Raw genomic sequence first — 25241 nt, 5'->3', positions numbered from 1 at the left:
ATCTCTTGAAAACTACTGCAGTCGGACAGCCTTGGCTGGAATTTGGCTTTAAGGCCTTTTTCCTACTTCGTTTGAGCCGTTTTCGCTACGTTTTAGAGATGCTTGGAAAATGCGGCAGTATCCGTTAAAGCCGAATGATGTTCAACACGTCGCCCGACAGGCTGACCTGCACGCCCGAACCCCACATCGGATCGCGACGCAGATCTTCGGAGACCTTGTAATGACCGGCGATGGAGATCAGTTCAGCGCTCAATTGCTGACAGAAAATCCGTGCCTTGGTGTCGCCCTTCACGCCGGCCAGCGCGCGGCCACGCATCGGACCGTATACATGGATGTTGCCATCGGCGAGAAGTTCCGCCCCCGGACTGACCGAAGACACCACCACCAGATCGCCACCCTGGGCGTATATCTGTTGGCCACCACGCACTGGCGTGGTGATGACACGGGTCGGTTTGACCGTCGGCTCGGGCGGCTTTTCAGGTTTCTTTTTGACTTCGGCTTCGGGCGTTTCCAGCGGCCGCTCGCGGGCACCGGACGGCGGCAACACGGGGATGTCGATGGCGATGGCGGCGGCGATGTCTTCGATGCGGCTGGCGCGAATGGCGAGCGTGCGCAGACCATGCTGACGGCACACACGCATCAGCCCCGGCAGGTCAATGGCGCCCTGGCTCGGCGGCAGTTTGTCGAGCGCCAGAACCAGCGGTGCGTTGCTGAAGAAATTCGGCGCCTGGGCGACTTTCGCGGCCAATTGCCGATCGAGGCTCTCGAGGTCGTTACGGGCCAGTTCCAGCACAGTAATGGCCAGCATGCTGCCCTTGAGCTGGAATACGGGATCTTGGTCTAACGGGTCGGTTTGGCTCATGTCGGCATACAACGGCTTGTCACTAAAAGTGCCGAGACTTATAACGAGAACGCCCGCGAGCCGCAAGCCGGGTCGAACGATGTAGAATGCGCGGCCACTGTATTTACGGAAGCTTTAATGGATCGCCCGCGTTTTCGAAAAGCATTTCTTGCTCCGCGCTTCTGGCCGCTCTGGTGCGGCCTGGGGCTTTTGTGGCTGATCGTGCAGCTGCCGTATCCGGCGCTGCTGACCATCGGTCGAGTTTTGGGCGCGTTGATGTATCGCGTCGCCAGCGACCGGCGAATCATCGCCCGGCGCAATCTGGAATTGTGCTTCCCGGAAAAATCCGCCGCCGAGCGCAAACGCCTGCTCAAGGAAAACTTCGCCTCCACCGGCATCGCCTTCTTCGAAATGGCGATGAGCTGGTGGTGGTCGCGCGAGCGTCTGGCGAAACTGGCCCACGTCGAAGGCCTTGAACATCTGCAGAAGGCCCAGGGCGAAGGCAAAGGCGTGATCCTCATGGCCGCGCATTTCACCACGCTGGAAATCGGCGCGGCGCTGCTCGGCCAGCAGCACACCATCGACGGCATGTACCGCGAACACAAAAACCCCTTGTTCGACTTCGTCCAGCGCCGTGGCCGCGAGCGGCACAATCTCGATTCGCTGGCGGTGGAGCGCGATGACGTGCGCGGCATGCTCAAACTGCTGCGCTCGGGCCGGGCGATCTGGTATGCGCCGGATCAGGATTACGGCGCCAAGCAGAGCATCTTCGTGCCGCTGTTCGGCATTCAGGCCGCCACCGTCACTGCGACGACCAAGTTTGCACGGCTGGGCAAAGCGCTGGTGGTGCCGTTCACGCAGGAACGTCTCGCCGACGGCAGTGGTTATCGCCTGGTGATTCATCCGCCGCTGGAAGACTTCCCCGGCGAGAGCGAAGAGGCCGATTGCATCCGCATCAATCAGTGGGTCGAGAGCGCTTTGCGTGCCTGCCCCGAGCAATATCTATGGGCGCATCGGCGCTTCAAGAGTCGCCCGCCGGGTGAGCCGAAACTTTATCCCAAGCGTCGTTGATTAGCCGATCTGACAAGCACCGTGGAGTGTTGCGATGAGTCCTGCTGAACCGGTTACAGGTTTGATTCTTTCCGGCGGCGGGGCTCGGGCGGCATATCAGGTCGGGGTGCTGGCGGCGATTGCCGAGTTGCTGCCGGTCGGCGCGGACAATCCGTTTCCGGTGATCGTCGGCACCTCGGCCGGGGCGATCAATGCGGTCAGCCTGGCCAGTGGTGCCATGGACTTTCGCGCCGCCATCGAACGCCTGACCCAGTTCTGGCAGGGCTTTCGCAGCCACCGCGTGCTGCGCAGCGACTGGCCCGGGGTCATCCATCAGGCCAGCCGTTTTGTCAGCCACAGCCTGCTCGGCCTCGGACGGCAGATGCCGGTGGCGCTGCTCAACAGTTCGCCGCTGCGCGAACTGCTCGAGGAAAAACTGCACCTGCCCGGCATCGCCGAATCCATCGCGCGCAAGCAATTGCATGCGGTGGCGGTGACTGCGTTCGGCTACGAATCGGGGCAAGCGGTGACGTTCTATCAGGGCGGCGGCACCATCGACGCCTGGCTGCGGCACCGCCGCATTGGCGTGCCGACGCAATTGTCGGTCGATCACCTGTTGGCCAGTTCGGCGATCCCGCTGTTGTTCGCGCCGGTGAAAATCGGCGAGGAATATTTCGGTGACGGCGCAGTACGCCAGTCGGCGCCGATCAGCCCGGCGCTGCATCTGGGCGCCAGTCGCGTGCTGGTGGTGGGTGTCAGCGGCAACCCGCGCGGGGTCGATCCGCAACAACCGCTGGAGCGCAGCTACACCGGACAACAGCCAACGCTGGCGCAGATCGGCGGGCACATGCTCAACAGCACGTTCATCGACAGTCTGGAAAGCGATATTGAATTGCTGCAGCGCCTGAATCAGTTCAGTCACTTGCTGCCAGAAGGCACGCCGACCCGCGAGTTGGGCGTGGCGCCGGTTGAGGTGCTGGTGATTGCGCCGAGTCAGCCGATCGATGAAATCGCCGCTCGCCATCGCCAGGAATTGCCGGCGGCATTGCGTCTGTTTTTGCGTGGGCCAGGGGCTACGAAGACGAGCGGGGCGGGGGTGCTCAGTTATCTGTTGTTCGAGGCGGGGTATTGCAGCGAGTTGATTGAGCTGGGGCGAAGGGATGCACTGGCCAAAAGAGACGAGCTGTGCCGGTTTTTGGGAATTGGTGAAGCGGTGGCTCCCGCTTGATATTGGCGGTGCGGCCATCGCTAGCAGGCTAGCTCCCACATTGGTTTTGTGTACATCTCAGAACTATGTGGGAGCCAGCCTGCTGGCGATGGCGTCCTCGCGGGACGCCGCTGGATCAGAAGTGGAACTTCACCAGGAAGTTGGTCACGCTCTGATTGGTCTTGAACGCACCGGTGTCGTCGATCCCGTACTTGTCTTTCCAGTAGTCGTATTCCACACCGACATACAACTGCTTCTCGCCAAAGCTCAGCGCTTTGCCCAGGTCGTATTTGACCTGTGGGTTGAAGTGCAGGTTGGCGTGGTAATCGCCTTTGGAGTTGGAGTCGTTGTCGGTTACCCAGTCCATGTAGCCGTCGATCAGGATGTTCGAGTTGCCCACCGGAATGGTGTAGGACCAGACCGGAGTGATCTGCCAGACGTTGTCACCGGCACGCGAGCCTTCGGTGTGGCGCTGGTAGAAGTTCAGCTGGAAGTAGTCAAAGCCTGGAATCGCCAGGTCGAAACCCGGACCGATCAGATACGACTCGCTGTCGCCTTCGCCGAACTCGTACGTCATGGCCAGCAGCACGTCTTTGATCGGGCCAAACTCGATCTTCTGGTCGAGTACCTTGCCCAGCGAGATGCGCGGCTGGAACTCGCCGTAGTAGGTGTTCGGACCGTTGTTGAAGTCTTTTTCACCGTTGTAGAAGATCTTGTCGAGGAAGAAGAAGTTGTCCCCGTATTTCCATCCGTCAGCGTGTTCGAAAGTCACGGTCTGCTGGATGCGCGGGTTGACCTGGAAGTCCTTGCCATAAAGGTAGGTCAGGCTGTTGTCCTGCCATTGCAGCAGGCCGTCGGCCATGGCCTGACCCCCCGCCAGCAACGATCCCGCAAACATCAGGCTGGTGCACATACGTTTCATTCGGTTGCTCCCAAAATAGGTGTTCCACGTTTATTTTTTTAAGATCGGCGCTCTGGTGTGGCGCCTTTTTTCGTTGCTGCGAAATTCATCCGATCGGTCAGCTTCATTGCTGTTAGCAAGAGCTGAGCCAAGGCGTTCGAAAAGCCAAAAAACGCCCGCTCGGCTGCTGAAAAAACAGTCGATTGCGCGTGTTTTCGAGATGCCTCGGTACTGACCGGGGCCGGGATAAGTTGGCTTTTCGGTCAGGAATTAAATTCGGGCTTTTTTTTAGACCGAATTCAGAAGGCCGCGGAGAATACTGACTCAACGGCCAGGTCTCAAGTGCCCCGCAACAGAGCACCGACGACAGGCAGGGCGCACGGTTGCGGATCATCTTAGAAGTGCACCTTGAGCAGCAGGCTCGCGGTGTTCTGATTGGTGTCGAAGTTGTGGGTGTTTTCGACGCCGTACTTGTTCTTCCAGTAGCTGTATTCAGTCCCGACATACAGCTGCTTCTGACTCCAGCCCAGGGCTTTGCCGAGGTCGTATTTGATCTGCGGATTGATGTGCAGGTTGGCGTGGTAAGTGCCGCGCGAGTTCTCGTCGTTGTCGACAACCCAGTCCAGGTAGCCGTCGATCAGCACGTCGGAGTTGCCCAGCGGGAAGCTGTAAGACCACGCGGGGGTGATCTGCCAGACGCCGTCGCCGGGGCGCGGGCCTTCGGTCTGGCGGCGATAGAAGTTCAGCGTGACGTAGTTGAAACCGGGCACTTTCAGGTCGAAGCCGGGGCCGATCAGGTAAGCCTCGCTGTCGCCTTCGCCGTATTCGTAGGTCATCGCCAGCAGCACGTCCTTGATCGGGCCGAACTCGATCTTGCGGTCGAAGATCTTGCCGAACGACAGGCGCGGGCTGAACTCGCCGTAGAAGGCGTGCGGGCCTTTGTTGGCGTCTTCCTTGCCGTTGTAGAAGATCTTGTCGACGAACAGGAAGTTGTCGCCGTACTTCCATTTGTCGGCGTGCTCGAAGGTCACGGTCTGCTGGATCGACGGGTTGATGGCGAAATTCTTGCCGTACAGATAGCTCAGGCTGTTGGTCTGCCACAGCAGCAGATCGCCGGCCATGGCCTGACTCGCGGCCAGCAGGCCGCCACTCAACATGACGCTGGTTTGCGTGCGGATCATCGGTTGCTCACTCTTGTTTTTATTGTTGAGGCACAAGCAGTTGCGTAGTCCCTGTGGGAGCGAGCTTGCTCGCGAAAGCGGTGTGTCATTCAACAGTGATGTTGACTGACATGGCCTCTTCGCGAGCAAGCTCGCTCCCACACGGGATTTCCTGTGTGGCTGTCAGTGCGCATGGCAATCATTGATCGCCGCACGCTCCTTGCCGCCGAGAATGTTGAACAACAGGTTCAGCGTCAGCGCGCTGAGGGTGGCCATGGCGATGCCGCTGTGGGTGATCGGGCTCATCCACATTGGCAGGTGCGCGAAGAACTCTGGACGGACCACCGGAATCAGGCCCATGCCGATGCTGACCGCGACCAGCAACTGGTTGCGCCGGTCACCGATGTCGGCTTCCTGAAGGATCTTGATCCCGGTCGCCGCAACCATGCCGAACATCGCAATCGCTGCACCACCGAGTACTGCTGGCGGAATCGATGCGACCAGAAATGCCGCTTTCGGCAGCAGGCTGAGAACGATCAGCAACCCACCGGCGACGATGGTCACCGAGCGGCAACGCACGCCGGTCATCTGCACCAGGCCGATGTTCTGCGCGAACGAGGAGTGGGTGAAGGTGTTGAAAAAACCGGCGAAGAACGACGCGCCGGCATCACACAGCAAGCCGCGGCGCAGCATGCGCGGGCAGACTTCCTGACCGGTGATCTTGCCCAGCGCGAGGAACATCCCGGTCGACTCGACGAAGATGATCACTACCACCAGACACATCGACAGAATCGGCGCCAACTCGAATTTCGGCATGCCGAAATGCAGCGGCGTGACGAACTGAATCCACGGCGCGCTGGCCATGCCGCTGAGGTCGACCATGCCGATCACGCCGCACAGCACGTAGCCCAGGCACATGCCGATCAGCACGGAAATGTTCACCCAGAAACCGCGCATGAAGCGGTGAACGAGCAGGATGGTTGCCAGCACCAGGGCGGCGATGGCCAGATAAATCGGCGAGCCGAATTGCGCAGCGTCGACGCCACCACCGGCCCAGTTCACAGCCACAGGGAACAACGATAAACCGATCGAGGTGATGACCGTGCCGGTCACCAGCGGCGGGAAGAAGCGCACGACCTTGGACATGAACGGCGCGATCAGCATGCCGAAGAAACCGGCGGCGATGGTTGCGCCGAAGATCCCTTGCAGGCCAATGCCGGGCATGCCCGCCATGGCGACCATGCTGCCGACCGCCGCAAAGCTGGCGCCCATCATGACCGGCATACGAATGCCCATCGAGCCGATGCCCAGCGATTGGACGATGGTGGCGATACCGGCGACCAGCAGGTCGGCGTTGATCAGGAAGGCGATTTCTTCACGACTCAGGCCAGCGGCCTGTCCGATGATCAGCGGCACCGCGATGGCGCCACCGTACATCAGCAGAACATGTTGCAGACCGACCAGGATCAGTTGCAAAAAGGGCAAACGCTGAATGGCGGGTGCGTCGGGGATGCGCGCTTTGGACAGCTCGGACATGCAACACCTCGGATCTTTTTTATTCTTGTGATTAACAGCTGCCGGGTTGCTGGCAGCTGTTTCTTTGCATCAGGCAGACCGCATTGCGGCCAATCGCTGGCAAGCCAGCTCCCACACAGGCAGTGCAAAACCTTGTGGGAGCTGGCTTGCCAGCGATGCTTTTACGGCTTAGTTGGTCTGCGCTCCCTGGGCGATCCAGGCACCGATCAGGTCACGTTCCTGCTGGGTCATCTGAGTGATGTTGCCCAGCGGCATGATCTGCGTGGTGATGGCTTGCGCCTGAATGCGCGCGGCGTTCTGGCGGATCTGCTCGGGGGTGTCGAGCATCACTCCGGCGGGCGCTGCGCTGAACAGCGGGCTGGTTGGTTTGGCCGAGTGACAAACTGCGCAACGCTCTTGAATCACGTGGTGCACTTTGTCAAAACCGGGACCGGCATTGGCGGCTTGCGCCGGTGCCGCAGGTTGCGCCGCTTCAGCCGGTTTTGCGCCGCCGCCCAGCGCCGTTTCCGGCAATGGCTGGTACTCGATTTGCGCCGGTGCCTTGGCCACTTCCGGGGCGTTCGACATTGGCATCGGACCTGTGACGTAAGCCAGGCAGATCATGCCCACCGCGCCGACCGGCAGGGTCCAGGCGAACTTGTGGCTGTCGTGACGGGTGTTGAAGTAGTGACGCACCAACACCGCCAGCACCGCGATCCCGGCGAGGATCAACCAGTTGTACTGGCTGCCATAGGTGCTCGGGAAGTGGTTGCTGATCATGATGAACAGCACCGGCAGGGTGAAGTAGTTGTTGTGTCGCGAACGCAACAGACCCTTGGCCGGCAGCGCCGGGTCCGGCGTACGGTTTTCAGCGATGGCTGCAACCAGTGCGCGTTGTGCCGGCATGATGATACGGAACACGTTGCCGACCATGATGGTGCCGATGATCGCGCCGACGTGCAGGTACGCACCGCGACCGCTGAACACTTTGCTGAAGCCATACGCTGCGCCGATGATCAGCACGAACAGAATGAAGCCCAGCAGGGCAGGGCGCTTGCCCAGTGCCGAGTCGCAGAGGAAGGAGTAGATGAACCAGCCGACGAACAGCGAGCCGAGGCCGATGGCCACGCCTTCCGGACCGCTCAGGGTGCTGCCCGGTGCGAGCAGGTAGAGCGTCGGATTGGAGTAGAACACCACGCACAGCAGCGCGATCCCCGACATCCAGGTGAAGTAGGCTTCCCACTTGAACCAGTGCAGGTTCTCCGGCATGGACGGTGGGGCCAGTTTGTATTTTTCCAGATGGTAGATGCCGCCGCCGTGGATCGCCCACAGATCACCGGCCAGACCGGTTTTCGGGTTGACGCGGTTGAGGTTGTTCTCCAGCCAGACGAAGTAGAACGACGCGCCGATCCAGGCCACGCCAGTGATCATGTGAACCCAGCGCACGCTCAGGTTCAGCCATTCCAACAGATGTGCTTCCACAGTCTTTACCTCTCGCCTGTCACTCTGTTGTCGAGTGATCAGACCTTCTCTTATTGGTGGGGGGCGAGGATCAAACGCTCATCCTCTTTGAAAAAATGCTCATCGCAGTTATTGCCTGTGCCACTGCGATCAACCACCAGGAAGTCATCCCGCTTTTCGATCGTCAGCACCGGGTGGTGCCAGACGCCGCGATGGTAATTGATGCCCTGCCTGCCGTTGGTGACGAAGGCGCGGACCAAGCCTGATACAGGTTCATCGCCAAGTGGCGCGACCACGATCAGAAAGGGGTTGCCGAGCAGCGGAATGAAAGCCTGGCTGCCCAGCGGATGGCGTTCCAGCATGCAAACGGTCAGCGGCATGTCCTGCGCATCGGCGCGGAAAATGCTGATGATCGCGTTGTCCTCAGGCTGTGCGGTTTCGACCGTCGCCAGTTTGTGGAAGCGCATGGTCGAACCGTTGTTGATCATGAAGTGATCGCTGCCGTCGGTTTCGATCACGTCACCGAAAGGGGCGAAAGCTTCTTTGCTCAGCGGTTCAATCGTCAGTGTGCGCATGCTGTTCTTCTTATCCGGATTCTGTGTTGACTGTTCTGACGCCTTCGCGAGCAGGCTCGCTCCCACCTTTGGAATGCAATCCCCTGTGGGAGCGAGCCTGCTCGCGAATGGCCTCACTGCTTATTTAGCGACCTTGCCCAATACGCGCAGGCGACTCACACCACCATCCGGGAACACGTTCAGGCGGATGTGGGTGATCGGGCCCAGCGCTTTGATCTGCTCGACGAAGGTATGTTCGGCGTGCATTTCCAGCTTCTGGCTTGGCAGCAGTTCGCGCCAGAACAGCGACTGGGTTTCGATCTGGCTGTCGGTGCCGCCCTTGACGAACGCGCCCTGGATCGAGCAGGTGTCCGGGTAGTTGCCCTTGAAGTGCAGGGTGTCGACGACGATTTTCTCAATCTCGCCCGGATGGCCCAATGCGACGATCACCCAGTCATTGCCCGGCGTGCGACGACGTGCGGTTTCCCAGCCGTCGCCCATGTTGATGCCACGGCCCGGGTTGAGGATGTTGCTCATGCGCCCGAAGTGTTCGTCGGAGCAGGCGAGGGCGCGGCCACCGTTGAGGGCTGCTGCCAGGTCGACCTGCTCGTTGTCGCCAACCGCCGACCAGTCGCGGAACGGAATGCCGTACACACGCAGACGCGCAACACCGCCGTCCGGGTAGATGTTGAAGCGCAGGTGGCTGAACGCCTGGTCGTTGCTGAATTCATGGTAGTGGTGGCTGTTGCCCTGCAGCTCGACGGCCGACAGCACTTCGGTCCACTGGGTGTTTTCATCCGGCTCGCCCGAGGCCAGGAAGCACGCTTCCAGCGATGCCGACGGCGGGTAGTTGCCGGTGAAGAATGAAGTGTCGATGTCGACGCCTTTGATCGAGCCCGGTACGCCGAGGCGGATCACCGCGCTGTCGAAACCTTCGAAGCGCTTGCGGCGCGACTCCCAGCCGTCCATCCACTTGCCGTTGTCATCGAACACGCCCTCCTTCCATACGGCCGGGGTCGGCTGAAACAGACGATTGGCGTCTGCGAACCAGTCATCGGTGACCGAGATGATCTTGGTGCCCAGACGGGCATCGGCCAGGTTGACGTATTTTTCGAAAGGTACGGCGTAAGCTTTCATTCTTCTTGTCTGCCTTTGAATTAGTGGCTGGGGATGCTTGCAGGGCCCTGGGCGTTTTCGCGTTCATTCACGCTCGGGCCAGGCTTGCTAAAGAGTCAGTAAACGGAACAGGGCAATCTTGTTGATCTCCGCCAGCGCGCATTTGAACTCGGTTTCCACCGAATTGTTGATGCGCGTTTCGAACGCCGCAAGGATCTGATGCCGGTTGCTGCCTTTTACCGCCATGATGAAGGGAAACTTGAACTTGGCCTTGTAGGCGTCGTTCAGCTCGGTGAAGCGCTGGAACTCTTCGGCCGTGCATTGGTGAATACCGGCGCCAGCCTGTTCATTGGTGCTGGCTTCGGTCAATTGGCCCTGGACGGCAGCTTTGCCGGCCAGGTCCGGGTGAGCGTTGATCAATGCCAGTTGACTGGCGTGATCGGCGCTCAACAGGATGTCGCTCATGCGCTGGTGCAGGGTTTCGATCTCGTCGATCGAGGTGTCCGCACCCAGGTCGTAGGCCTTCTCGGCCACCCATGGCGAATGTTCGTAGATGTCGGCGAAGGCTTTGACGAAAGCGTCGCGGCTCAGGGTCGACGGTTGCAGGGTTTGAAAGCGGCTCATTGGGCGGCCTCTTGGTACGGCTGGGTTTCGTGCCAGTGGCGCGCGATGTCGACGCGACGGCTGAACCACACCTGTTCATGACTTTTGGCGTATTCGATAAAGCGTTTGAGCGAAGCGAGGCGACCGGGACGGCCGATCAGCCGGCAGTGCAGACCGATCGAGAGCATTTTCGGCGCTTCGGCACCTTCGGCGTAGAGAACATCGAACGCGTCTTTGAGGTATTCGAAGAAATCGTCGCCCTTGTTGAAACCCTGCACCTGGGTGAAGCGCATGTCGTTGGTGTCGAGGGTGTACGGAATCACCAGATGCGGCTTGCCGGTCGGGTTGTTCGCTTCCCAATAGGGCAGGTCATCGTCGTAGGTGTCGCAGTCGTAGAGGAAACCACCTTCTTCCATCACCAGGCGACGGGTGTTCGGCCCGGTGCGACCGGTGTACCAGCCCAGCGGGCGTTCGCCGGTCAGTTCGGTGAGGATGCGGATCGCTTCGAGCATGTGCTCGCGTTCCTGCGCTTCGTCCATGTACTGATAGTCGATCCAGCGGTAGCCGTGGCTGCAGATCTCGTGGCCGGCCTCGACCATTGCGCGGATCACATCCGGGTGACGCTGAGCGGCCATGGCCACCGCGAAGATGGTCAGCGGAATGTCGAATTCCTTGAACAGTTTCAGAATGCGCCAGACGCCGGCACGGCTGCCATACTCGTAAAGCGATTCCATGCTCATGTTGCGCGCGCCTTGCAGCGGCTGCGCGGCGACCATTTCAGACAGGAACGCTTCGGATTCCTTGTCGCCGTGGAGAATATTGCGCTCGCCACCTTCTTCGTAATTGAGCACGAAGGACAAGGCGATGCGGGCATTGCCCGGCCAGTGTGGGTGAGGAGGGTTACTGCCGTAACCGATCAGGTCGCGTGGGTAGTCAGCGCTCACTGCAGTCTTCCTTCTTATACGTTGACAGAGGGTGTGGCGGCCTGGCGGTGAGGGAACAGGCTGGCGTCACAGCGATGGCTGATTGTATACAACTTTATTTACATTTTGTAAGCCTGAATTTTCGCATTTTTCGCCGACTGTCATCTTTTCCTGACATTGGCGTGAGCCTGCAAGAAACCTGCCTGCCCCGTCAGCTATTGAGCGGAAGGCGCAATGAATAGGCGTATTGGCGCTTAATCATGAGGAAACCCCCGACTGGCGGGGGTGGCAAGAAAAATGTCGTTTTTATTGTGTACAATTTTTTTGAAAAGTGTCTTAATCAGTCGCTCGCCGCAGCGTTTCGTGCCCCGAACCGGTGCGGTCTCCTTTTCAACTGACTTCGGGAGGCGCGAAGTCTGACTGCTCCACGCAGGCAGGCGCGCAGAATCAATGGGACGTTTGACTACTCACGTTTTGGACGCTGCACACGGTTGCCCGGGCAGTTCGATCAAGGTCGAGCTGTACCGCGTTGAAGGTTCGCAACTGGAATTGGTCGCCAGTGCGGTCACCAACAGCGACGGCCGGGTCGATGCACCGCTGTTGCAAGGCGATGATTATCGCACCGGGGTTTATCAGGTTCAGTTCCACGCAGGCGATTACTACCGCGCCCGCGGTGTCCAGTTGCCGGAGCCGGCGTTTCTGGACGTGGTGGTGCTGCGTTTCGGCATCTCTGCCGAGCAGGATCACTACCACGTGCCGTTGCTGATTTCGCCTTACAGCTATTCCACCTATCGGGGCAGTTGATCCCCCAAGCAGCTGCCCTCACCGGGAAGCGACTGCGCATATAGCTTCTTTGGTCTTTCGCCCGCTCACACTGCGGGCTTTTTTTATGGCCGCATGATGCCCTCAAAACCGGCGATCAAAGACTAACGCTCAACGTTCGCGGATGATGAATACCGAGCCGGGTTTGCCGGCAACCTTCAACACTCCACCAATCAGCCACACCACTTTGTTTTGCGCGGCGGCCTCGGTCAGCGCCTTGAAGGCGTCCTGGCCGATTCGGGCGGGCGTGCTCGGTTCGGTCAGTTCATTGCCGGGCCAAGGGCGCTATCGATTGAAGATTCGACGTTATTGCACTGGGACGTTGAGTTGCGGCGCAGGCTGGAAGATGAAGATCCCGGATTGGTGGCTGCAACGATTGGCCACTCGCAGCTCGGAGACTTCAACGCGTGAGTTATCGGCACGCAATACCCAGCCGTGTGCGGCAAAGCTGTAACTCAATGCGGCAGTCTGATCGAAGATCCAGTCTGCGTTTCTTATCTTCACCACCTCGTTGGCCAACGAGGCCAGTGCTGAAGGCAGCGGTCTGGACTCGTCGGGTGCTTCAAAGAATCTCGCATCCAGTCCGTCGCGGTAGACCCGGTCAAATATCAGATCGACTGTGTGGACCACTCCGCCCTCAGTGATGACCCGGATCTGATCAATCAAGTCCTCGCTTTCATACACCGGAAGGTAAACAGTGCAGGTGCCGATGGATAACTGATTGTCCGAGAGTCTGATTGCGACGGATCCGAGTTTTGTCGCGTCGAGCTCCCAAGTGGAAGAATGCGCTAGCTGCACGGCGGAGGTGGCGAGGGCTCCAGGTGTCGAAAGTCTGATTGTCATGTTGGCGACGAGGTGTATCAGATACGTCGAGCCTTCTCCTGTGAGGCTTTCCATCGCGGTCTGCACAGTCAGGGCGGTGAGCGTGGCACAACAGTTGCGGTTGCCCATTTCGTACGCTTTGTTTTCAGGCAGGGCAAAACTGTAGTGTCGCGAGCGAACGGGCAGGGGCAGGGTCATTTGCGTGATCCAGTCCCTCGGCACGACGTAATCGGCGAAGGCCGGCAGGGCATCGGTTTCATCCGTGAGGCCGGCATTGATGGCGACACCATCCTTGAAAATCAGTACATAACGGTGAAACGGCCGGGCCGCCATGGTGCGCAGGATTTTTGTCAGGTTGTCGTGATCGTCTTCATTACGAGCGGCGGCAAAGTAATTCAGTTTGATCCACTTTTCGCCAAAGTGATAAACGAGATGACACCCTGCTGTCAGGTGATAGGACCTGGGTTTGTATGCGAATAAATGCGCCTCGGCCTTTGTCAGTTCATCGCTGCTGTAATCAAGATGGATTCTGATGACTGTCTCAGCGCGCAGCACCGAGTAAAAGGTTGTCATGTTGCTGGAACGGGGCAAGTAATAGCTCGCTTCCTGCTGGTGCCTGATCCAGCACTCTTCGGCGTAAACGATAATGGGTTGTTGTGACTGACCAAGTTTGATGAGTGTCTCGGGGATGTCCGCCGTCTCGCCCTTTGAAAGCTTCTCCGGCAGTTCAAATCTGAAATAGAAACCGTCGCTGGTGATGAAAGTCAGGTTTTTATTCACCCGTATTCGTTCGTCGGCTTTTGTTTCATAAACGTCATGAATGGTTAATATGTTTTTTGGCTGGTCGAAGAACTCGAACCCCGAAGTTATAACCAGGTCGTTACCCTCGACTTGCCATGAATCAATCAGTTCCTTTTTCCAGTTGAGTACGATATGACTTGGCTGTTGGCCGTCTTCGAAGATTGAGAAGCGTCCTGCCACATGAGCAATCAAATACTGGTCGGCGCCGGCTTCACCGGATGCCTTGGCATCCTTGTGCAGCAGGTAGATCTGGTCATCGCCGGCACCTGCATCGATCACATCGCTACCGCGCGACTTGATAAGGTTGCTTTGCGCTGTACCGGTCACAACACTTGCCGCGCCGCTGACCGTTTCAACATTTTCAATACTGTCGATCAAACTGTGCAGGGTGTGTTTTTTGCCTTGCCCGGTTGATGTGTCGGTCGAGATGACTTGCAGCGTGCCGCCCAGCAGGTCGACGTCATAGCCGGTTTTATCCGTGCACCGAGCTGAATGATGGCCGTCGAGCACCAGCGTGTCATTGCCTGCGCCTGCGCGCAGTGTCGAATGTTCCGCAACAACCGCGCCCTGCATCAGGAAGTCCGCCGCGTTGTCGAATACGAACCGATCATCTTTCTCGCCCCCGGTCAGGTCTTTTTTCCCCGATTTGTAATGAAACACGTTCGGTTTTTTTTCGACCCCCTTGATAGAGTCTTGACCTTCGGCAAGCAGCCACAGCACGCTCTTGTTGTCTGCCGCGGTGCCTAATTCCGCGCCGAGTGTGTCCTTTGTAACGCCTCCCCGGGCATCTATGGTGTCGTCAATGCCGACTATTTCCGGGACGTGTATCGACTCCCAGGCATCCTGTTTGGTCCACCAGTTGCGCTTCCAGATCCGAGTCGGTCGCAGACGAACCTCGAACTGGCCATTGACGATGGCTTCGGTGCTGTCCTTCAGCGGCCCATCAAGCAGCTTTCTTGCTGCTGTCTTCAACTTGATGGAGTGCTGCAACAGGGTCTTGGCCTTGACATAACGGTCTTGAACGTCCTGATCGATATCCTTCATGCAGAACGCAAACCAGCCCGTGCGCCACCGTTCATCGAGGGTGAGTTCGATGTAATCGTCAATGTCGTCGACGATGCGTACCGCACCGTACACCTGCGAGCCGATGGCGAGAATTGCCCCGGCAGCCAATCCGACCGGGCCGGCAAAGGAGAATCCGGCCATCGCCGCAGCGCCGAGGATCACTGTCATGGCCGCGCTGGTGATGCTCAGGCTCGCGCTGACATAGTGATCCATCGCTTCCTTGCCCGTAGCATTCTGGGCAGCGTTCATGGACCGCACGGCGGTGTAGATATCGAAGGGCAACGTCAGCGCGCCGCCGACCAGGCCGCCCGAGCGCCCCAATCTGAGCGCCATCCGCGTTCTGGCGAAGTCACGGTAGGCGTGTTGCCCGGCGGTGAGCATCTGAGTGGCGGTTTTACTGACGGCAATGTCGACAGCGATCGATCCCAGTTCCGAAGCGATGCCCGCAGTGTTTATCGCGATCTCAGGGGTGTTGTCGGCCTTGATCGCATCGACAACTCCGCGCAGGCCCATGAATATTCCGAAGCCCTGGATGCCTACACTCGAGCCCAGTGTTGCGTAACTTTTGGTCAGTGTCTTCCAGCGAGAAGCGTGCCTGGGCAGGTGCACATGCTGCAGGTCGAGTGCCTGCGCAGCATTGGCAAGTTTCACCAGCTTGCGACGATAATTGCCCGGATCGCTCTCATCGGCACTGCGCTCGCGAAATAATGCTGGCGCAGTCAGGGGGCGATGGCTGGCCATTTCAAACAGCAGCGTCGACAACAAGTAACTGTCACTGCCAGTTGCGGTCTTCATCGCGTGTTCGACTTTGTTCATGTCGAATTGCAGGGCATTGATGAAAGAACGCTTTAGCACACGGCTGAAAGTGTTTTTACCCGTCAGCGGTTTACCGTCGACGGTCGCACCAAGATTGTCCAGAGCAACTCGTGTTATCGATACATCGCCGATGTGCAGTGGCCCGAATATTTCGTCTGCAAACTTCAACATGTTTGGCTTGGATGAGTTTTCAGGTGCATCGATGGTTTCAGGCTTGTGCTCGTTCTTCTCCAGGCGCATATCCGTGATGACAACCGTGTCTGTGACTTTTTGATTGTTTGGATCTATCGCGGGATCGGTTTGAACGGATGCTTCGTGTATCAAGGTGGCCATCAGAACTTCCTTGTTCAGGCTGTTTTTTTTAGAATTGGAGCGGATATTAAGGTGGGTTTTTGAACGCTGTACATAAAGGGGTTGTTGCCATGTATTGCCTGGCAATGGTTACGGGGTCTGCGCGCTTGGGTTGATTGTAAACCGCACCATCCCGACTTGAATCCGTTCAGTCAGGATGGTTGCCAGCAACAATACTTAATGGCTGCTGAGCAGTGACGCCGTGCCGGCACTGCCAAACAATCCGGCACTGATCCGGTTGAACCAACTCTGCCCCTTGCCGCTGCGCAAATAACGCGCTGCGCCATGGGCGCCCAGGCCGTAGGCCAGTTTGCAGCACAGATCGAGCACCACCCAGGTCGCGATCATGATCAACAATTGCGGCAGAAAAGGTTGGTTCGCGCTGAGGAACTGCGGCAGAAACGCGGCGAAGAACAGGATGTCCTTCGGGTTGCTCGCGCCCAAAACGAAGGCACGCCCGAACAGTGTGCGAAAGCGCGGCACCGGTGCGGTTTCAGGAACCTGGGCTCCGGTTGCTGGCTGGCGCGACTGCTGCCAGCTCTGCCACGCGAGATAGAACAGGTACAGCGCGCCGACGATTTTCAATGCGCTGAACAACTGTTCCGAGGCCAGCAACAAGGCGCCAAGCCCCAATGCCGAAGCGCTGAGCAGGCAGATTGAGGCGATCACCCCACCGAGGAATGCGGGGTATGACCGACGCAAACCGTAATTGAGACTGTTGCTGATCATCAGCAACGACAGCGGCCCCGGAATGAGGATCACCACCAGCGCAGCGCCGCTGAACAGCAGCCAGGTTTCCAGACTCATTTTTTGCTCCTTTTTGTTGTATTCATGAATGTGCAAAAGCCCCACCGGCGAGGATGAGGCTGTTTTGAAACCCGGACCGCGTAGCGCTTACAGGAAGATGAACTTGGCGATGAAGATCGCGCAGAGCACCCACAGGCTGACGGAGATTTCCTTGTACTTGCCGGTCCCGGCCTTCAACGCCACGTAGGTGATGAAGCCCAGCGCGATGCCGTCGGCGACCGAAAAAGTCAGCGGCATCATGATCGCGGTGACGATGGCCGGAATCGCGTCAGTGGCTTCGTCCCATTCGATATGAGCCATGCCGCCCATCATCAGCATCGCGACGTAGATCAGTGCACCAGCGGTGGCATACGCGGGAATCATGCCGGCCAGCGGTGCGAAAAACATCGCCGCTATAAATAGCACACCTACGGTGACGGCGGTAAGACCAGTCCGACCACCCGCAGCGACGCCAGCGGCACTTTCCACGTAGCTGGTGACCGGCGGAACACCCACAACGGCGCCGAATACGCTGGAGGCACTGTCGGCTTTCATCGCCCGGGAGAGGTTTTCGATGCGGCCGTCAGGGTTGACCAGATTGGCGCGCTGGGCGACACCCATCAGCGTGCCGGCGGTGTCGAACATGTGCACGAACAGGAAGGCGAGGACCACGCTGATCATGCTGACGTTGAACACGCCCGCGACGTTCATGGCCATCCAGGTCGGTGCCAGGCTTGGCGGAGTCGACATGATCCCTTCGTAATGCACGATGCCCAGGCCCCAACCCGCCAGGGTGACGGTGATAATGCTGATGAGGATCGCGCCGAAGACTTTGTGATAGCTGAGAATCGCGATCATCAGAAAGCAGATCGCCGCGAGCAGCGGGCCGGGTTCGCGTAGCGAGCCAAGTTTGATCAAGGTGGCTGGGCTATCGACGACGATGCCGGCGGTTTTCAAACCGATCAGCCCGAGAAACAGGCCGACGCCGGCGCCCATCGCAAAACGCAGGCTGACCGGAATGCTGTTGAGCAGCCATTCACGAATCCGTGAGAACGTCAGGATCATGAACAGCACACCGGAAACGAACACCGCGCCCAGTGCGGTTTCCCAGTTGTAGCCCATGGTCCCGACCACGGTGTAGGTGAAGAAGGCGTTGAGGCCCATGCCCGGCGCCAGGCCAACTGGCCAGTTGGCGTAGAGGCCCATCAACAGGCAGCCCAGCGCGGCGGCGATACACGTGGCGACGAAGGCTGCACCATGATCGATCCCGGCGTCGGCCATGATGTTCGGGTTGACGAAAATGATGTAAGCCATGGTGATGAAGGTTGTCAGACCGGCAATCAGCTCGGTCTTCACCGTGGTGCCATGCAAGCTGAGTTTAAACAGACGCTCCAGCAGGCCATTGCGTAAGGGCGGCGAGAGATCCAGCGGCGATGCTTCGGATTTGCGGCTTTCCACAGCGAGTACTCCTCAAGAGTTTTATTGTTATTTCCAGGGCCGGACCCATGAGGGGTGGCAGCGGCCCTTTGAGGCATACGCGAATTTGTTGACCATGAGGTCAGGAACTCGCACGCTGTGGATTATGCTTTTGTGTACAAATAAAGCAAATATTGTTTTTGGTTTTGTCTTCAGTTTTTCCATTGATAGCGATATATGGCTATCAAGCCATTCGCGAGCAGGCTCGCTCCACCTTTGTAATGCGTTCCCGTGTGGGAGCGAGCCTGCTCGCGAAAGCGCCTCTTGATTCACTCAAGAGTTGTCAGACTGCCCCAGGGCCAGATTCACCGCCAACCAGCCATTCACCGCTGCTTCCCCGGCCTCAGCAAACACACGCTCGAGCAATTTCACCTGCTCGCGTCGCAGCGCCTGCTCGAACTTCGCGCCTTCCGCTGTCAACTCCAACAGGCGCTTACGCTTGTCGGTTTGCGACGCCACGCTGTCGACCAGATGCATTTCCTGCAACTGGCGCAACGGCATGTTCAGCGCCTGTTTGCTAACGCCGAGCAGCGCGAGCAATTCCTTCACGCTGAGATTCGGGTAACGCGCGATGAAAAACACGATGCGCTGATGCACCCGCGACAGACCACGGCGTTCGAGCATTTCGTCTGCCTTGGCGGTGAACGCCTGATAGCCAAAGAAAAATGCTTCCATGGCGTGCTGCTGGCTGGTCGGGTTTTTAAGGTCAAGCATCTTGACGTACTCGCTCGCGTTGGCGTAATTTCAGTCAAGCAGTTTGACTCACTTTCCTCACGCCTCGCTACCGGTGACTTCCATGGCTTTTTCCGAACGTGTCACGCGCCTTAAAAGCTCTTTGATCCGCGAAATCCTCGCTGCCGCCCAGCGTCCCGAGGTGATGTCGTTTGCCGGCGGTCTTCCTGCCGAGGCCAAGCTGCCGAAAGTCGAGTGGGCCGACATGCCGTTGTCGCTCGGCCAGTACGGCATGAGCGAAGGCGAACCGGCGTTGCGCGAGGCGTTGGCGGCAGAGGCGAGGGCGCTTGGGCTCGAATGCCAGGCGAGTCAGGTGCTGGTGGTCAGCGGCTCGCAGCAAACCCTCGATCTGGCGGCGAAGCTGTACATTGACAAGGGCACGGAAATTTTGCTGGAGGCGCCGACCTATCTCGCCGCGCTGCAGATATTCCAGCTGTTCGGCGCCGATTGCCTGGCCGTCGCGCAAGAAATCGATGGCCCGAATCTGGCGCAACTGCGCGAGCGCCTGCAGCAGCATCGTCCTGCGTTCATCTATCTGATCCCGACCTTTCAGAACCCGTCCGCCGTGCGCTACAGCGAAGCCAAGCGTGCCGCCGTCGCCGCGCTGCTCGATGAATTCGGCGTGACGTTGATCGAAGACGAGCCCTACCGCGAATTGACGTTCGACGGCGCCAGCGCCAGACCGATCGCCGGCCGCTTGAAAACCGCCAGTTGGATCTACACCGGCACCGTGTCGAAAACCCTGCTGCCGGGGTTGCGCGTCGGCTATCTGATCGCCAGCCCCGATCTGTTCCCGCATCTGCTCAAGCTCAAGCAATCGGCTGATCTGCACACCAACCGCATCGGCCAGTGGCAGGCGTTGCAATGGATTGGCAGTGACCGGTACCAGCAGCATTTGAGCGAGCTGCGCGGGTTCTACCGGCAGCGGCGCGATGCGTTTCAGTCGGCGCTGGAGAAACATTTTGCCGATCTGGCCGAGTGGGAAACGCCGCAGGGCGGGCTGTTTTTCTGGCTGACACTGAAGCAACCGCTGGATACGCGAACGTTGCTTAACGATGCCTTGGCCAATGATGTCGCGTTCATGCCGGGCGAGCCGTTCTTTCCGGAACCGGATAACCACCTTGGGCATCTGCGCCTGAACTTCAGCCACATCGACCCGGCGCGGCTGGATGAAGGGCTCAAGAGATTGGCGGCGGTGATTCGGCAAGCGCAGATCGATAAAGCGGCGTAAAAAAACAAACCGGCTCGAGGGCCGGTTTATTTTTGTCCAGAATTTGTGGTGCCTGGGAAGGCCTCATCGCTGGCAAGCCAGCTCCCACAGTTTTTTTGAACGCCATAGATCAATGTGGGAGCTGGCTTGCCAGCGATGGGGCCATCAGCAACTCCGCCCAACCATCAGACCGCAGCGAAGCGCTTGTCCAGATAATCAATAATCGCCTTGGATTCATACATCCAGGTCGTCTGGCCATTCTCTTCAATACGCAGGCAAGGCACCTTGATGCGGCCGCCCTGTTCCAGCAGCGTCTGCCGGTCCTGTTCGTTGTTCTTTGCATCTTTGAGCGCCACCGGTACATTCAGGCGACGCAGGGTGCGGCGGGTCTTCACGCAGAACGGGCATGCGTGAAATTGATACAGGGTCAGGTCCTTGGCAGCGGCGTCGACTTGCGCCTGAGCAGCGGCGGAGCGTTGTTGCTTGCCCGGGCGGGTGATGAAGTCGATGAAGATAACCAGTTGGCCGAGGCCGACACGAAGCGCTTTGACGAACACGTTGAAAGCCTCACGGTGCGAATTGAGAAAGGCGCGCAGCTTACCCGATTTTTCACGGGCGAAAAAAAACCGGCGATGGAAGCCGGTTTTCTTGCTGTAGCGAATTACTTGATGAGGCTGAGGAATTCGCTGCGGGTCGCGGCGTTTTCGCGGAATTCACCGAGCATCACCGAGGTGATCATCGACGAGTTCTGCTTCTCCACACCACGCATCATCATGCACATGTGCTTGGCCTCGATCACCACGGCCACGCCCAGCGCCCCGGTCACCTGCAACACGGCATCGGCGATCTGACGGCTGAGGTTTTCCTGAATCTGCAGGCGGCGAGCGTACATGTCGACGATCCGCGCAACCTTGGACAGGCCCAGCACCTTGCCGCTCGGGATGTAGGCCACATGCGCCTTGCCGATGAACGGCAGCAGGTGGTGTTCGCACAACGAATACAGCTCGATGTCCTTGACCAGCACCATTTCGCTGTTGTCGGAGCTGAACAGGGCACCGTTGGTGACCTCTTCGAGCGTCTGTTCATAACCGCGGCAGAGGTACTGCATGGCTTTGGCGGCACGCTTTGGCGTGTCGAGCAGGCCCTCGCGGGAGACGTCCTCGCCCAGTTGGCCGAGAATCGCGGTGTAATTCTGTTCCAGGGACATGAAACTACCTGTGGGGGGATTTTCGCAAGCGGCAAGGGTACGGCGGCGGACACAACCCTGCAAGTTCGGTGTGACGCGATTATTCGTCGCGGCCTTCCATCATGGTGCGTTTGAGCATCACGTAAACCGCGCCGGCGCCGCCGTGTTTTGCCTGGCAGGAGCAGAATCCGAGGACCTGCGCATGCTGGCGCAGCCAGGTGTTGACGTGGCTTTTGATCATCGGCCGCTTGCCATCGAGGCGCACAGCCTTGCCGTGGGTCACGCGCACGCAGCGGATTTCAAATCTGGTCGCTTCGGCAAGAAAAGCCCAAAGGGTTTCCCGGGCCTTTTCCACGCTCATGCCATGCAGGTCGAGGCTGCCTTCGAACGGGATCTGGCCGATCTTGAGCTTGCGCATCTGACTTTCCTGCACCCCGTCGCGCGCCCACATCAACTCGTCTTCCGGGCCGACGTCGATCACGAACTGGTCGGACAGGCCGTCAATGATGGTGGTGTCGCTGCGCACGGTGGCGGACTGGCGCAATTTGGCGATCTGCGCGCGGTCAGCCTTGGGTTTGCCGGTGTCGGCGCGGTCGTGCTTGATCGGCTTGACGCCTTGGATGGCACTTTTGAACAGGGAAAAATCGTCGTCTTGCATGTCAGCCTCCGCGAAGGGCGGCCAGTTTACCCAAGTCGAAACAAAACGGCCCGGCAAAAAGCCAGGCCATTGAATCAGTCGTGTTTTTTCATCAGGTGCGGGGACATGTTCAGTTCCCGCGATTGCCGTGCGCGACGGCGGCAGCGGCGCCACAGGGCTACACCGAAATACAGAAACAGCAGACCGACCGCCAGAATGATTGCCGAGCCCATCGGCGTGGCGTTCAGGTCGCCCAGCGCCGGCGGGCGCCCGAGCAGGCTGGCCGCCCCGGCCATCGCCAGCAGCACGCCGAACGTCGCCAGAATGGCGGCGATCGCAGCACCGAATCGAAAACGCCAGTTGCTTTGGCCTTTGGGCCGCAAGCGGCGTGCGTCAAATCCATCGGATAACTTCATTCCGACCTTCCTCAATGGGTATCGGCCCTTCGACCGGGAGTTGACCGGGTTGTTCCTGAGGCTATGGCATTTGCGGCAAATCAGCGGGCTTAATGGATGAGCGGCGCCGCAAGCCGCTCATCCGCGCAGATCAGATCAGGTCTTGCGTCAGGGCGAGGGTGGCGAAGTTGTCCGCCATGATCGCCATTTCGGCTTCCTGCACTTGCTCGGCTTTGAGCACGCCGCCCTTGAATGGCAAGTCGCGGGTGGCGCAGGCGTCTTCGACCAGGGTGCAGCGAAAACCCAGATTCTTCGCTGCACGCACGGTGGTGCTGACGCTGGAGTGGCTCATGAAACCGCAGACGATCAGATCCAGCGAACCCAGATTCTGCAAGCGGTCGAGCAATTCGGTGCCGTGAAACGCACTCGGCAGCAGTTTGCCGATGATGGTTTCGTCACCCTGCGGCTCCAGGCCGGGGATGAATTCACCGCGCTCGCCCTGCGGGTCGAACAGGCCACCGACGGTGCCGAGGTGACGCACGTGCACGATAGGCCGACCGGCAGCACGGGCTGCGGCAACCAGTTGTTTGATGTTCGCGACGGCCGCGTCCATGCCGTTCAGGGCCAGCGGGCCACTGAGATATTCTTTCTGGGCATCGATGATGACCACGGTGGCATGACTCAGTGTGGCCGCTGCGTAACCGCGACCGCTGAGTTGAAACATCGTTTTTGGAACGGACATTCTGGGGCTCCTTGGGGTGGGGCTTTTGCGACATTGTCCTCTGGCTGAGCGCTTCTGTGAATCGCTACCATCGTAGGCACCGTCGTTATTGGCCTGCAGCCTTGTCAAGTTACACGTTCTGTTCAATAGCTGATGCAAAAAACAGAAAACTCCTACCGTCGCCGCGCTGGTTTTCCCGCGTCGTCGTCACGCGTTTTGGCTGTTAGAATCGCCAGTCGTTTTTTCAGGAGTTCTGCCCCGTGATCACTTCCCGACTTCGTACCCTGCGCGACCATATCCGTTGGGCCGTCAGCCGCTTCCATGGGGAGGATCTGTTTTTCGGCCATGGCACCGACAATGCCTGGGACGAAGCCCGGCAACTGGTGCTGGGTGCGCTGCACCTGCCATGGGAAATCGCCGACAGCTACCTCGATTGCGCACTGGAAGACGACGAACTGGTCAACCTGCAGCGCCTGCTCAAGCGCCGCATCGAAGAACGCATTCCTACCGCGTACCTGCTGGGCGAAGCGTGGTTCTGCGGCATGTCGTTTATCGTCGATGATCGCGTGTTGATTCCGCGTTCGCCGATTGGCGAGTTGATCGAGAACCGCTTTGCACCGTGGCTCGGTAGCGAACCGGCGCGGATTCTTGACCTGTGCACCGGTTCCGGTTGCATCGGTATCGCCTGCGCCTACGAATTTCAGAATGCTGAAGTAGTGTTGGCAGATCTGTCGTTCGAAGCGCTGGAAGTGGCCAATCAGAATATCGAGCGCCATGGCGTCGACGAGCGCGTCTATACCGTGCAGGGCGATGGTTTCGATGGGTTGCCAGGACAGCGTTTCGACCTGATCGTGTCGAACCCGCCTTACGTGGACGCGGAAGATTTCGCCGACATGCCGGACGAATATCAGCATGAACCTGAGCTGGGCTTGGCCTGTGGCGATGATGGCTTGAACCTGGTGCGGCGCATGCTCGCTGAAGCGGCGGATCACCTGACCGAGAAGGGCTTGCTGATTGTTGAGGTCGGTAACAGCCAGGTGCATGTCGAGGCGCTGTACCCGGAAGTGGATTTCGCCTGGCTGGAATTCGCCCGCGGCGGGCATGGTGTGTTCATGCTGACGGCCGAGCAGTGCCGCGCGCATCAGGCCTTGTTCGCTTCCCGCGTCTAAAGGCTAAAAGCTTCGTCGGAACGCCGCCCGGAGCCGGCTCGCTCCCACAGGGAAATGCATTCCAGGGTGGGAGCGAGCCTGCTCGCGAATGGCCGCGCCTCGGTCTGAAACCTTTACCGGTGCGTAGCAATCCAGATCAGCAGCCCCGCCTGAAACACCGCAAACGCCACCAGACAGGTAATGGTGAAGCGCAACCCGGCGTCTTCACGCTTGAACTTGCTGACTTTCTCTTCCTGCTTTTTCAGCTTCACTTCCTGCTCGGCCAGATTCTGCTCGGCCTGCTGGAGCATCTGCGCTGCTTCAAGAATTTCGACGACCTGCAGCTTTTCGCTGTTCCAGTCGCCGAGCAGATCACCGACCTGCACGGTCTTGATACTGCCTTTGAGGTGCTGGGCATCGGCATACGTCACATCGAAACCGTGTACCCGCAAAAAGTGATCGCGACGCAGACGCGTGTCTTCGTTCAGCGCGTCCTTGTTGTTCAGATCCATGCCGTCGACGGTGTAGCCGGGCCAGCGTTTTTTCGCCCAGTTGATGCCTTGAGCGGCGATGAAACGGCCGATGCCGCGGTTCAGCGGTTCGATCTGCAAGCCGCTGTCGGGGCTGAAACGCACACGCTTGGTGCTGTGGTCGGCCCACACGTCGAGGTGGTTCTGTTCCTTGCGCACGCGCTGGCCGGGCAGTTTGATCGCCATGCGCATCAGGCTGTGTTCTTTGCTGTGACGCTCGGCGTAACCGAATTCGACGAAGCGCAGCGGCCGCCCGCCGGTGTGGCGATCGGTCTGCAGCGGCGCCAGGCGGAGCATCTTGTGGTGCTCGGCGTGAACATCCGCCCACGGCAGCTCGACCGCTGGCGGTGCGTCTTTTTCAGCGGTGGTGTCGGGTGAAGTCTGGGTATCAGTCATAACGGCGCGATCCTGT

General features: G+C 59.0%; 24 protein-coding genes. 5 read left to right on the top strand and 19 right to left on the bottom strand.

Annotated features, from left to right (window positions below; all coding sequences use genetic code 11):
• Window positions 1-124: 124 nt before the first annotated feature.
• The gene (minC, locus tag V6F91_RS01495) at window positions 125-862 is read right to left on the bottom strand and encodes a septum site-determining protein MinC (protein WP_332761816.1); all 738 of its coding nucleotides are present in this window, start codon (window positions 860-862) and stop codon (window positions 125-127) included.
• Window positions 863-979: 117 nt separating this feature from the next.
• Here minC and V6F91_RS01490 point away from each other — a divergent pair, with 117 nt between their 5' ends.
• Window positions 980-1912: a lipid A biosynthesis lauroyl acyltransferase gene (locus tag V6F91_RS01490; RefSeq protein WP_332761814.1), complete on the top strand. Its 933-nt coding sequence runs from the start codon at window positions 980-982 to the stop codon at window positions 1910-1912.
• Between the two features lie 34 nt (window positions 1913-1946).
• Window positions 1947-3119, top strand: a complete 1173-nt coding sequence (locus tag V6F91_RS01485) for a patatin-like phospholipase family protein (protein ID WP_332761812.1) — start codon at window positions 1947-1949, stop codon at window positions 3117-3119.
• 115 nt (window positions 3120-3234) lie between these two features.
• On the opposite strand, the gene V6F91_RS01480 is transcribed toward V6F91_RS01485, so the two are convergent.
• From V6F91_RS01480 to puuE, 8 genes are all read right to left on the bottom strand, one after another.
• Entirely contained in the window at window positions 3235-4020 is a 786-nt protein-coding gene (locus V6F91_RS01480) for an outer membrane protein OmpK (protein ID WP_332761811.1), read from the bottom strand.
• Window positions 4021-4394: 374 nt separating this feature from the next.
• Complete coding sequence (locus V6F91_RS01475; protein ID WP_332761809.1) at window positions 4395-5180, bottom strand: outer membrane protein OmpK; 786 nt, start codon at window positions 5178-5180, stop codon at window positions 4395-4397.
• Window positions 5181-5342: 162 nt separating this feature from the next.
• A complete protein-coding gene (locus tag V6F91_RS01470; protein ID WP_332761807.1) occupies window positions 5343-6695 on the bottom strand; it encodes a nucleobase:cation symporter-2 family protein in 1353 nt (450 codons plus the stop codon).
• A gap of 168 nt (window positions 6696-6863) precedes the next feature.
• A complete protein-coding gene (locus V6F91_RS01465; RefSeq protein ID WP_332761805.1) occupies window positions 6864-8156 on the bottom strand; it encodes a urate hydroxylase PuuD in 1293 nt (430 codons plus the stop codon).
• Window positions 8157-8206: 50 nt separating this feature from the next.
• A complete protein-coding gene (locus V6F91_RS01460) occupies window positions 8207-8710 on the bottom strand; it encodes an ureidoglycolate lyase (protein WP_042558425.1) in 504 nt (167 codons plus the stop codon).
• A 120-nt stretch (window positions 8711-8830) separates the two neighbouring features.
• A complete protein-coding gene (gene alc / locus V6F91_RS01455) occupies window positions 8831-9826 on the bottom strand; it encodes an allantoicase (protein ID WP_332761802.1) in 996 nt (331 codons plus the stop codon).
• Between the two features lie 87 nt (window positions 9827-9913).
• Window positions 9914-10429 (bottom strand): 2-oxo-4-hydroxy-4-carboxy-5-ureidoimidazoline decarboxylase, encoded by a 516-nt coding sequence (gene uraD / locus V6F91_RS01450; protein ID WP_332761801.1) that lies wholly within the window; start codon window positions 10427-10429, stop codon window positions 9914-9916.
• A complete protein-coding gene (puuE, locus tag V6F91_RS01445) occupies window positions 10426-11352 on the bottom strand; it encodes an allantoinase PuuE (protein WP_332761800.1) in 927 nt (308 codons plus the stop codon). The genes uraD and puuE overlap by 4 nt, the downstream gene beginning before the upstream one ends.
• Window positions 11353-11781: 429 nt before the next feature.
• On the opposite strand from puuE, the gene uraH reads away from it, so the two are divergent.
• On the top strand, window positions 11782-12135 hold the full coding sequence (gene uraH, locus V6F91_RS01440; protein ID WP_008080901.1) for a hydroxyisourate hydrolase: 354 nt from the start codon (window positions 11782-11784) through the stop codon (window positions 12133-12135).
• A gap of 324 nt (window positions 12136-12459) precedes the next feature.
• Here uraH and V6F91_RS01435 read toward each other — a convergent pair whose 3' ends face one another.
• The 4 genes from V6F91_RS01435 to V6F91_RS01420 all read right to left on the bottom strand — a co-directional run bounded on the left by V6F91_RS01435 (window position 12460) and on the right by V6F91_RS01420 (window position 18984).
• On the bottom strand, window positions 12460-15990 hold the full coding sequence (locus tag V6F91_RS01435; RefSeq protein WP_332761797.1) for a calcium-binding protein: 3531 nt from the start codon (window positions 15988-15990) through the stop codon (window positions 12460-12462).
• A gap of 195 nt (window positions 15991-16185) precedes the next feature.
• On the bottom strand, window positions 16186-16815 hold the full coding sequence (locus tag V6F91_RS01430) for a LysE family translocator (protein ID WP_332761796.1): 630 nt from the start codon (window positions 16813-16815) through the stop codon (window positions 16186-16188).
• Between the two features lie 87 nt (window positions 16816-16902).
• The gene (locus V6F91_RS01425; protein ID WP_332761794.1) at window positions 16903-18252 is read right to left on the bottom strand and encodes an NCS2 family permease; all 1350 of its coding nucleotides are present in this window, start codon (window positions 18250-18252) and stop codon (window positions 16903-16905) included.
• 291 nt (window positions 18253-18543) lie between these two features.
• Window positions 18544-18984, bottom strand: coding sequence for a MarR family winged helix-turn-helix transcriptional regulator (locus tag V6F91_RS01420; RefSeq protein ID WP_332761792.1), 441 nt, complete (start codon window positions 18982-18984; stop codon window positions 18544-18546).
• A gap of 82 nt (window positions 18985-19066) precedes the next feature.
• Here V6F91_RS01420 and V6F91_RS01415 point away from each other — a divergent pair, with 82 nt between their 5' ends.
• Window positions 19067-20233, top strand: a complete 1167-nt coding sequence (locus V6F91_RS01415; RefSeq protein WP_332761791.1) for a PLP-dependent aminotransferase family protein — start codon at window positions 19067-19069, stop codon at window positions 20231-20233.
• 164 nt (window positions 20234-20397) lie between these two features.
• On the opposite strand, the gene V6F91_RS01410 is transcribed toward V6F91_RS01415, so the two are convergent.
• The 5 genes from V6F91_RS01410 to V6F91_RS01390 form a co-directional block, all read right to left on the bottom strand.
• A complete protein-coding gene (locus V6F91_RS01410; protein WP_332761789.1) occupies window positions 20398-20769 on the bottom strand; it encodes a glutathione S-transferase N-terminal domain-containing protein in 372 nt (123 codons plus the stop codon).
• 104 nt (window positions 20770-20873) lie between these two features.
• Window positions 20874-21419, bottom strand: a complete 546-nt coding sequence (folE, locus tag V6F91_RS01405; RefSeq protein WP_003236739.1) for a GTP cyclohydrolase I FolE — start codon at window positions 21417-21419, stop codon at window positions 20874-20876.
• A gap of 79 nt (window positions 21420-21498) precedes the next feature.
• The gene (locus V6F91_RS01400; protein ID WP_208938083.1) at window positions 21499-22056 is read right to left on the bottom strand and encodes a Smr/MutS family protein; all 558 of its coding nucleotides are present in this window, start codon (window positions 22054-22056) and stop codon (window positions 21499-21501) included.
• A gap of 74 nt (window positions 22057-22130) precedes the next feature.
• Window positions 22131-22451: a hypothetical protein gene (locus tag V6F91_RS01395; protein ID WP_007914024.1), complete on the bottom strand. Its 321-nt coding sequence runs from the start codon at window positions 22449-22451 to the stop codon at window positions 22131-22133.
• Window positions 22452-22581: 130 nt separating this feature from the next.
• On the bottom strand, window positions 22582-23172 hold the full coding sequence (locus V6F91_RS01390; RefSeq protein WP_332761785.1) for a cysteine hydrolase family protein: 591 nt from the start codon (window positions 23170-23172) through the stop codon (window positions 22582-22584).
• A 239-nt stretch (window positions 23173-23411) separates the two neighbouring features.
• Here V6F91_RS01390 and prmB point away from each other — a divergent pair, with 239 nt between their 5' ends.
• Complete coding sequence (gene prmB / locus V6F91_RS01385) at window positions 23412-24320, top strand: 50S ribosomal protein L3 N(5)-glutamine methyltransferase (protein WP_332761782.1); 909 nt, start codon at window positions 23412-23414, stop codon at window positions 24318-24320.
• 113 nt (window positions 24321-24433) lie between these two features.
• Here prmB and V6F91_RS01380 read toward each other — a convergent pair whose 3' ends face one another.
• A complete protein-coding gene (locus V6F91_RS01380; protein ID WP_332761780.1) occupies window positions 24434-25225 on the bottom strand; it encodes a hypothetical protein in 792 nt (263 codons plus the stop codon).
• Between the last annotated feature and the right edge of the window lie 16 nt (window positions 25226-25241).

The sequence above is a fragment of the Pseudomonas koreensis genome (genome assembly GCF_036668835.1).
Classification (GTDB): Bacteria; Pseudomonadota; Gammaproteobacteria; order Pseudomonadales; family Pseudomonadaceae; genus Aquipseudomonas; species Aquipseudomonas koreensis_I.
Note: the sequence above shows the minus strand (reverse complement) of the source record. Positions and strands in the feature narration are given on the sequence as shown.

Bases quoted from the DNA above. Each gene is read 5' to 3' on its own strand.
- V6F91_RS01430 (WP_332761796.1), bottom strand. From the start codon at position 16,815: ATGAGTCTGGAAACCTGGCTGCTGTTCAGCGGCGCTGCGCTGGTGGTG.
- V6F91_RS01475 (WP_332761809.1), bottom strand. From the start codon at position 5,180: ATGATCCGCACGCAAACCAGCGTCATGTTGAGTGGCGGCCTGCTGGCC.
- uraD (WP_332761801.1), bottom strand. From the start codon at position 10,429: ATGAGCCGCTTTCAAACCCTGCAACCGTCGACCCTGAGCCGCGACGCT.
- V6F91_RS01390 (WP_332761785.1), bottom strand. From the start codon at position 23,172: ATGTCCGTTCCAAAAACGATGTTTCAACTCAGCGGTCGCGGTTACGCA.
- V6F91_RS01415 (WP_332761791.1), top strand. From the start codon at position 19,067: ATGGCTTTTTCCGAACGTGTCACGCGCCTTAAAAGCTCTTTGATCCGC.
- folE (WP_003236739.1), bottom strand. From the start codon at position 21,419: ATGTCCCTGGAACAGAATTACACCGCGATTCTCGGCCAACTGGGCGAG.
- V6F91_RS01460 (WP_042558425.1), bottom strand. From the start codon at position 8,710: ATGCGCACACTGACGATTGAACCGCTGAGCAAAGAAGCTTTCGCCCCT.
- alc (WP_332761802.1), bottom strand. From the start codon at position 9,826: ATGAAAGCTTACGCCGTACCTTTCGAAAAATACGTCAACCTGGCCGAT.
- V6F91_RS01380 (WP_332761780.1), bottom strand. From the start codon at position 25,225: ATGACTGATACCCAGACTTCACCCGACACCACCGCTGAAAAAGACGCA.
- V6F91_RS01470 (WP_332761807.1), bottom strand. From the start codon at position 6,695: ATGTCCGAGCTGTCCAAAGCGCGCATCCCCGACGCACCCGCCATTCAG.
- minC (WP_332761816.1), bottom strand. From the start codon at position 862: ATGAGCCAAACCGACCCGTTAGACCAAGATCCCGTATTCCAGCTCAAG.
- V6F91_RS01420 (WP_332761792.1), bottom strand. From the start codon at position 18,984: ATGCTTGACCTTAAAAACCCGACCAGCCAGCAGCACGCCATGGAAGCA.
- V6F91_RS01490 (WP_332761814.1), top strand. From the start codon at position 980: ATGGATCGCCCGCGTTTTCGAAAAGCATTTCTTGCTCCGCGCTTCTGG.
- V6F91_RS01480 (WP_332761811.1), bottom strand. From the start codon at position 4,020: ATGAAACGTATGTGCACCAGCCTGATGTTTGCGGGATCGTTGCTGGCG.
- V6F91_RS01400 (WP_208938083.1), bottom strand. From the start codon at position 22,056: ATGCAAGACGACGATTTTTCCCTGTTCAAAAGTGCCATCCAAGGCGTC.
- V6F91_RS01435 (WP_332761797.1), bottom strand. From the start codon at position 15,990: ATGGCCACCTTGATACACGAAGCATCCGTTCAAACCGATCCCGCGATA.
- uraH (WP_008080901.1), top strand. From the start codon at position 11,782: ATGGGACGTTTGACTACTCACGTTTTGGACGCTGCACACGGTTGCCCG.
- V6F91_RS01485 (WP_332761812.1), top strand. From the start codon at position 1,947: ATGAGTCCTGCTGAACCGGTTACAGGTTTGATTCTTTCCGGCGGCGGG.
- V6F91_RS01395 (WP_007914024.1), bottom strand. From the start codon at position 22,451: ATGAAGTTATCCGATGGATTTGACGCACGCCGCTTGCGGCCCAAAGGC.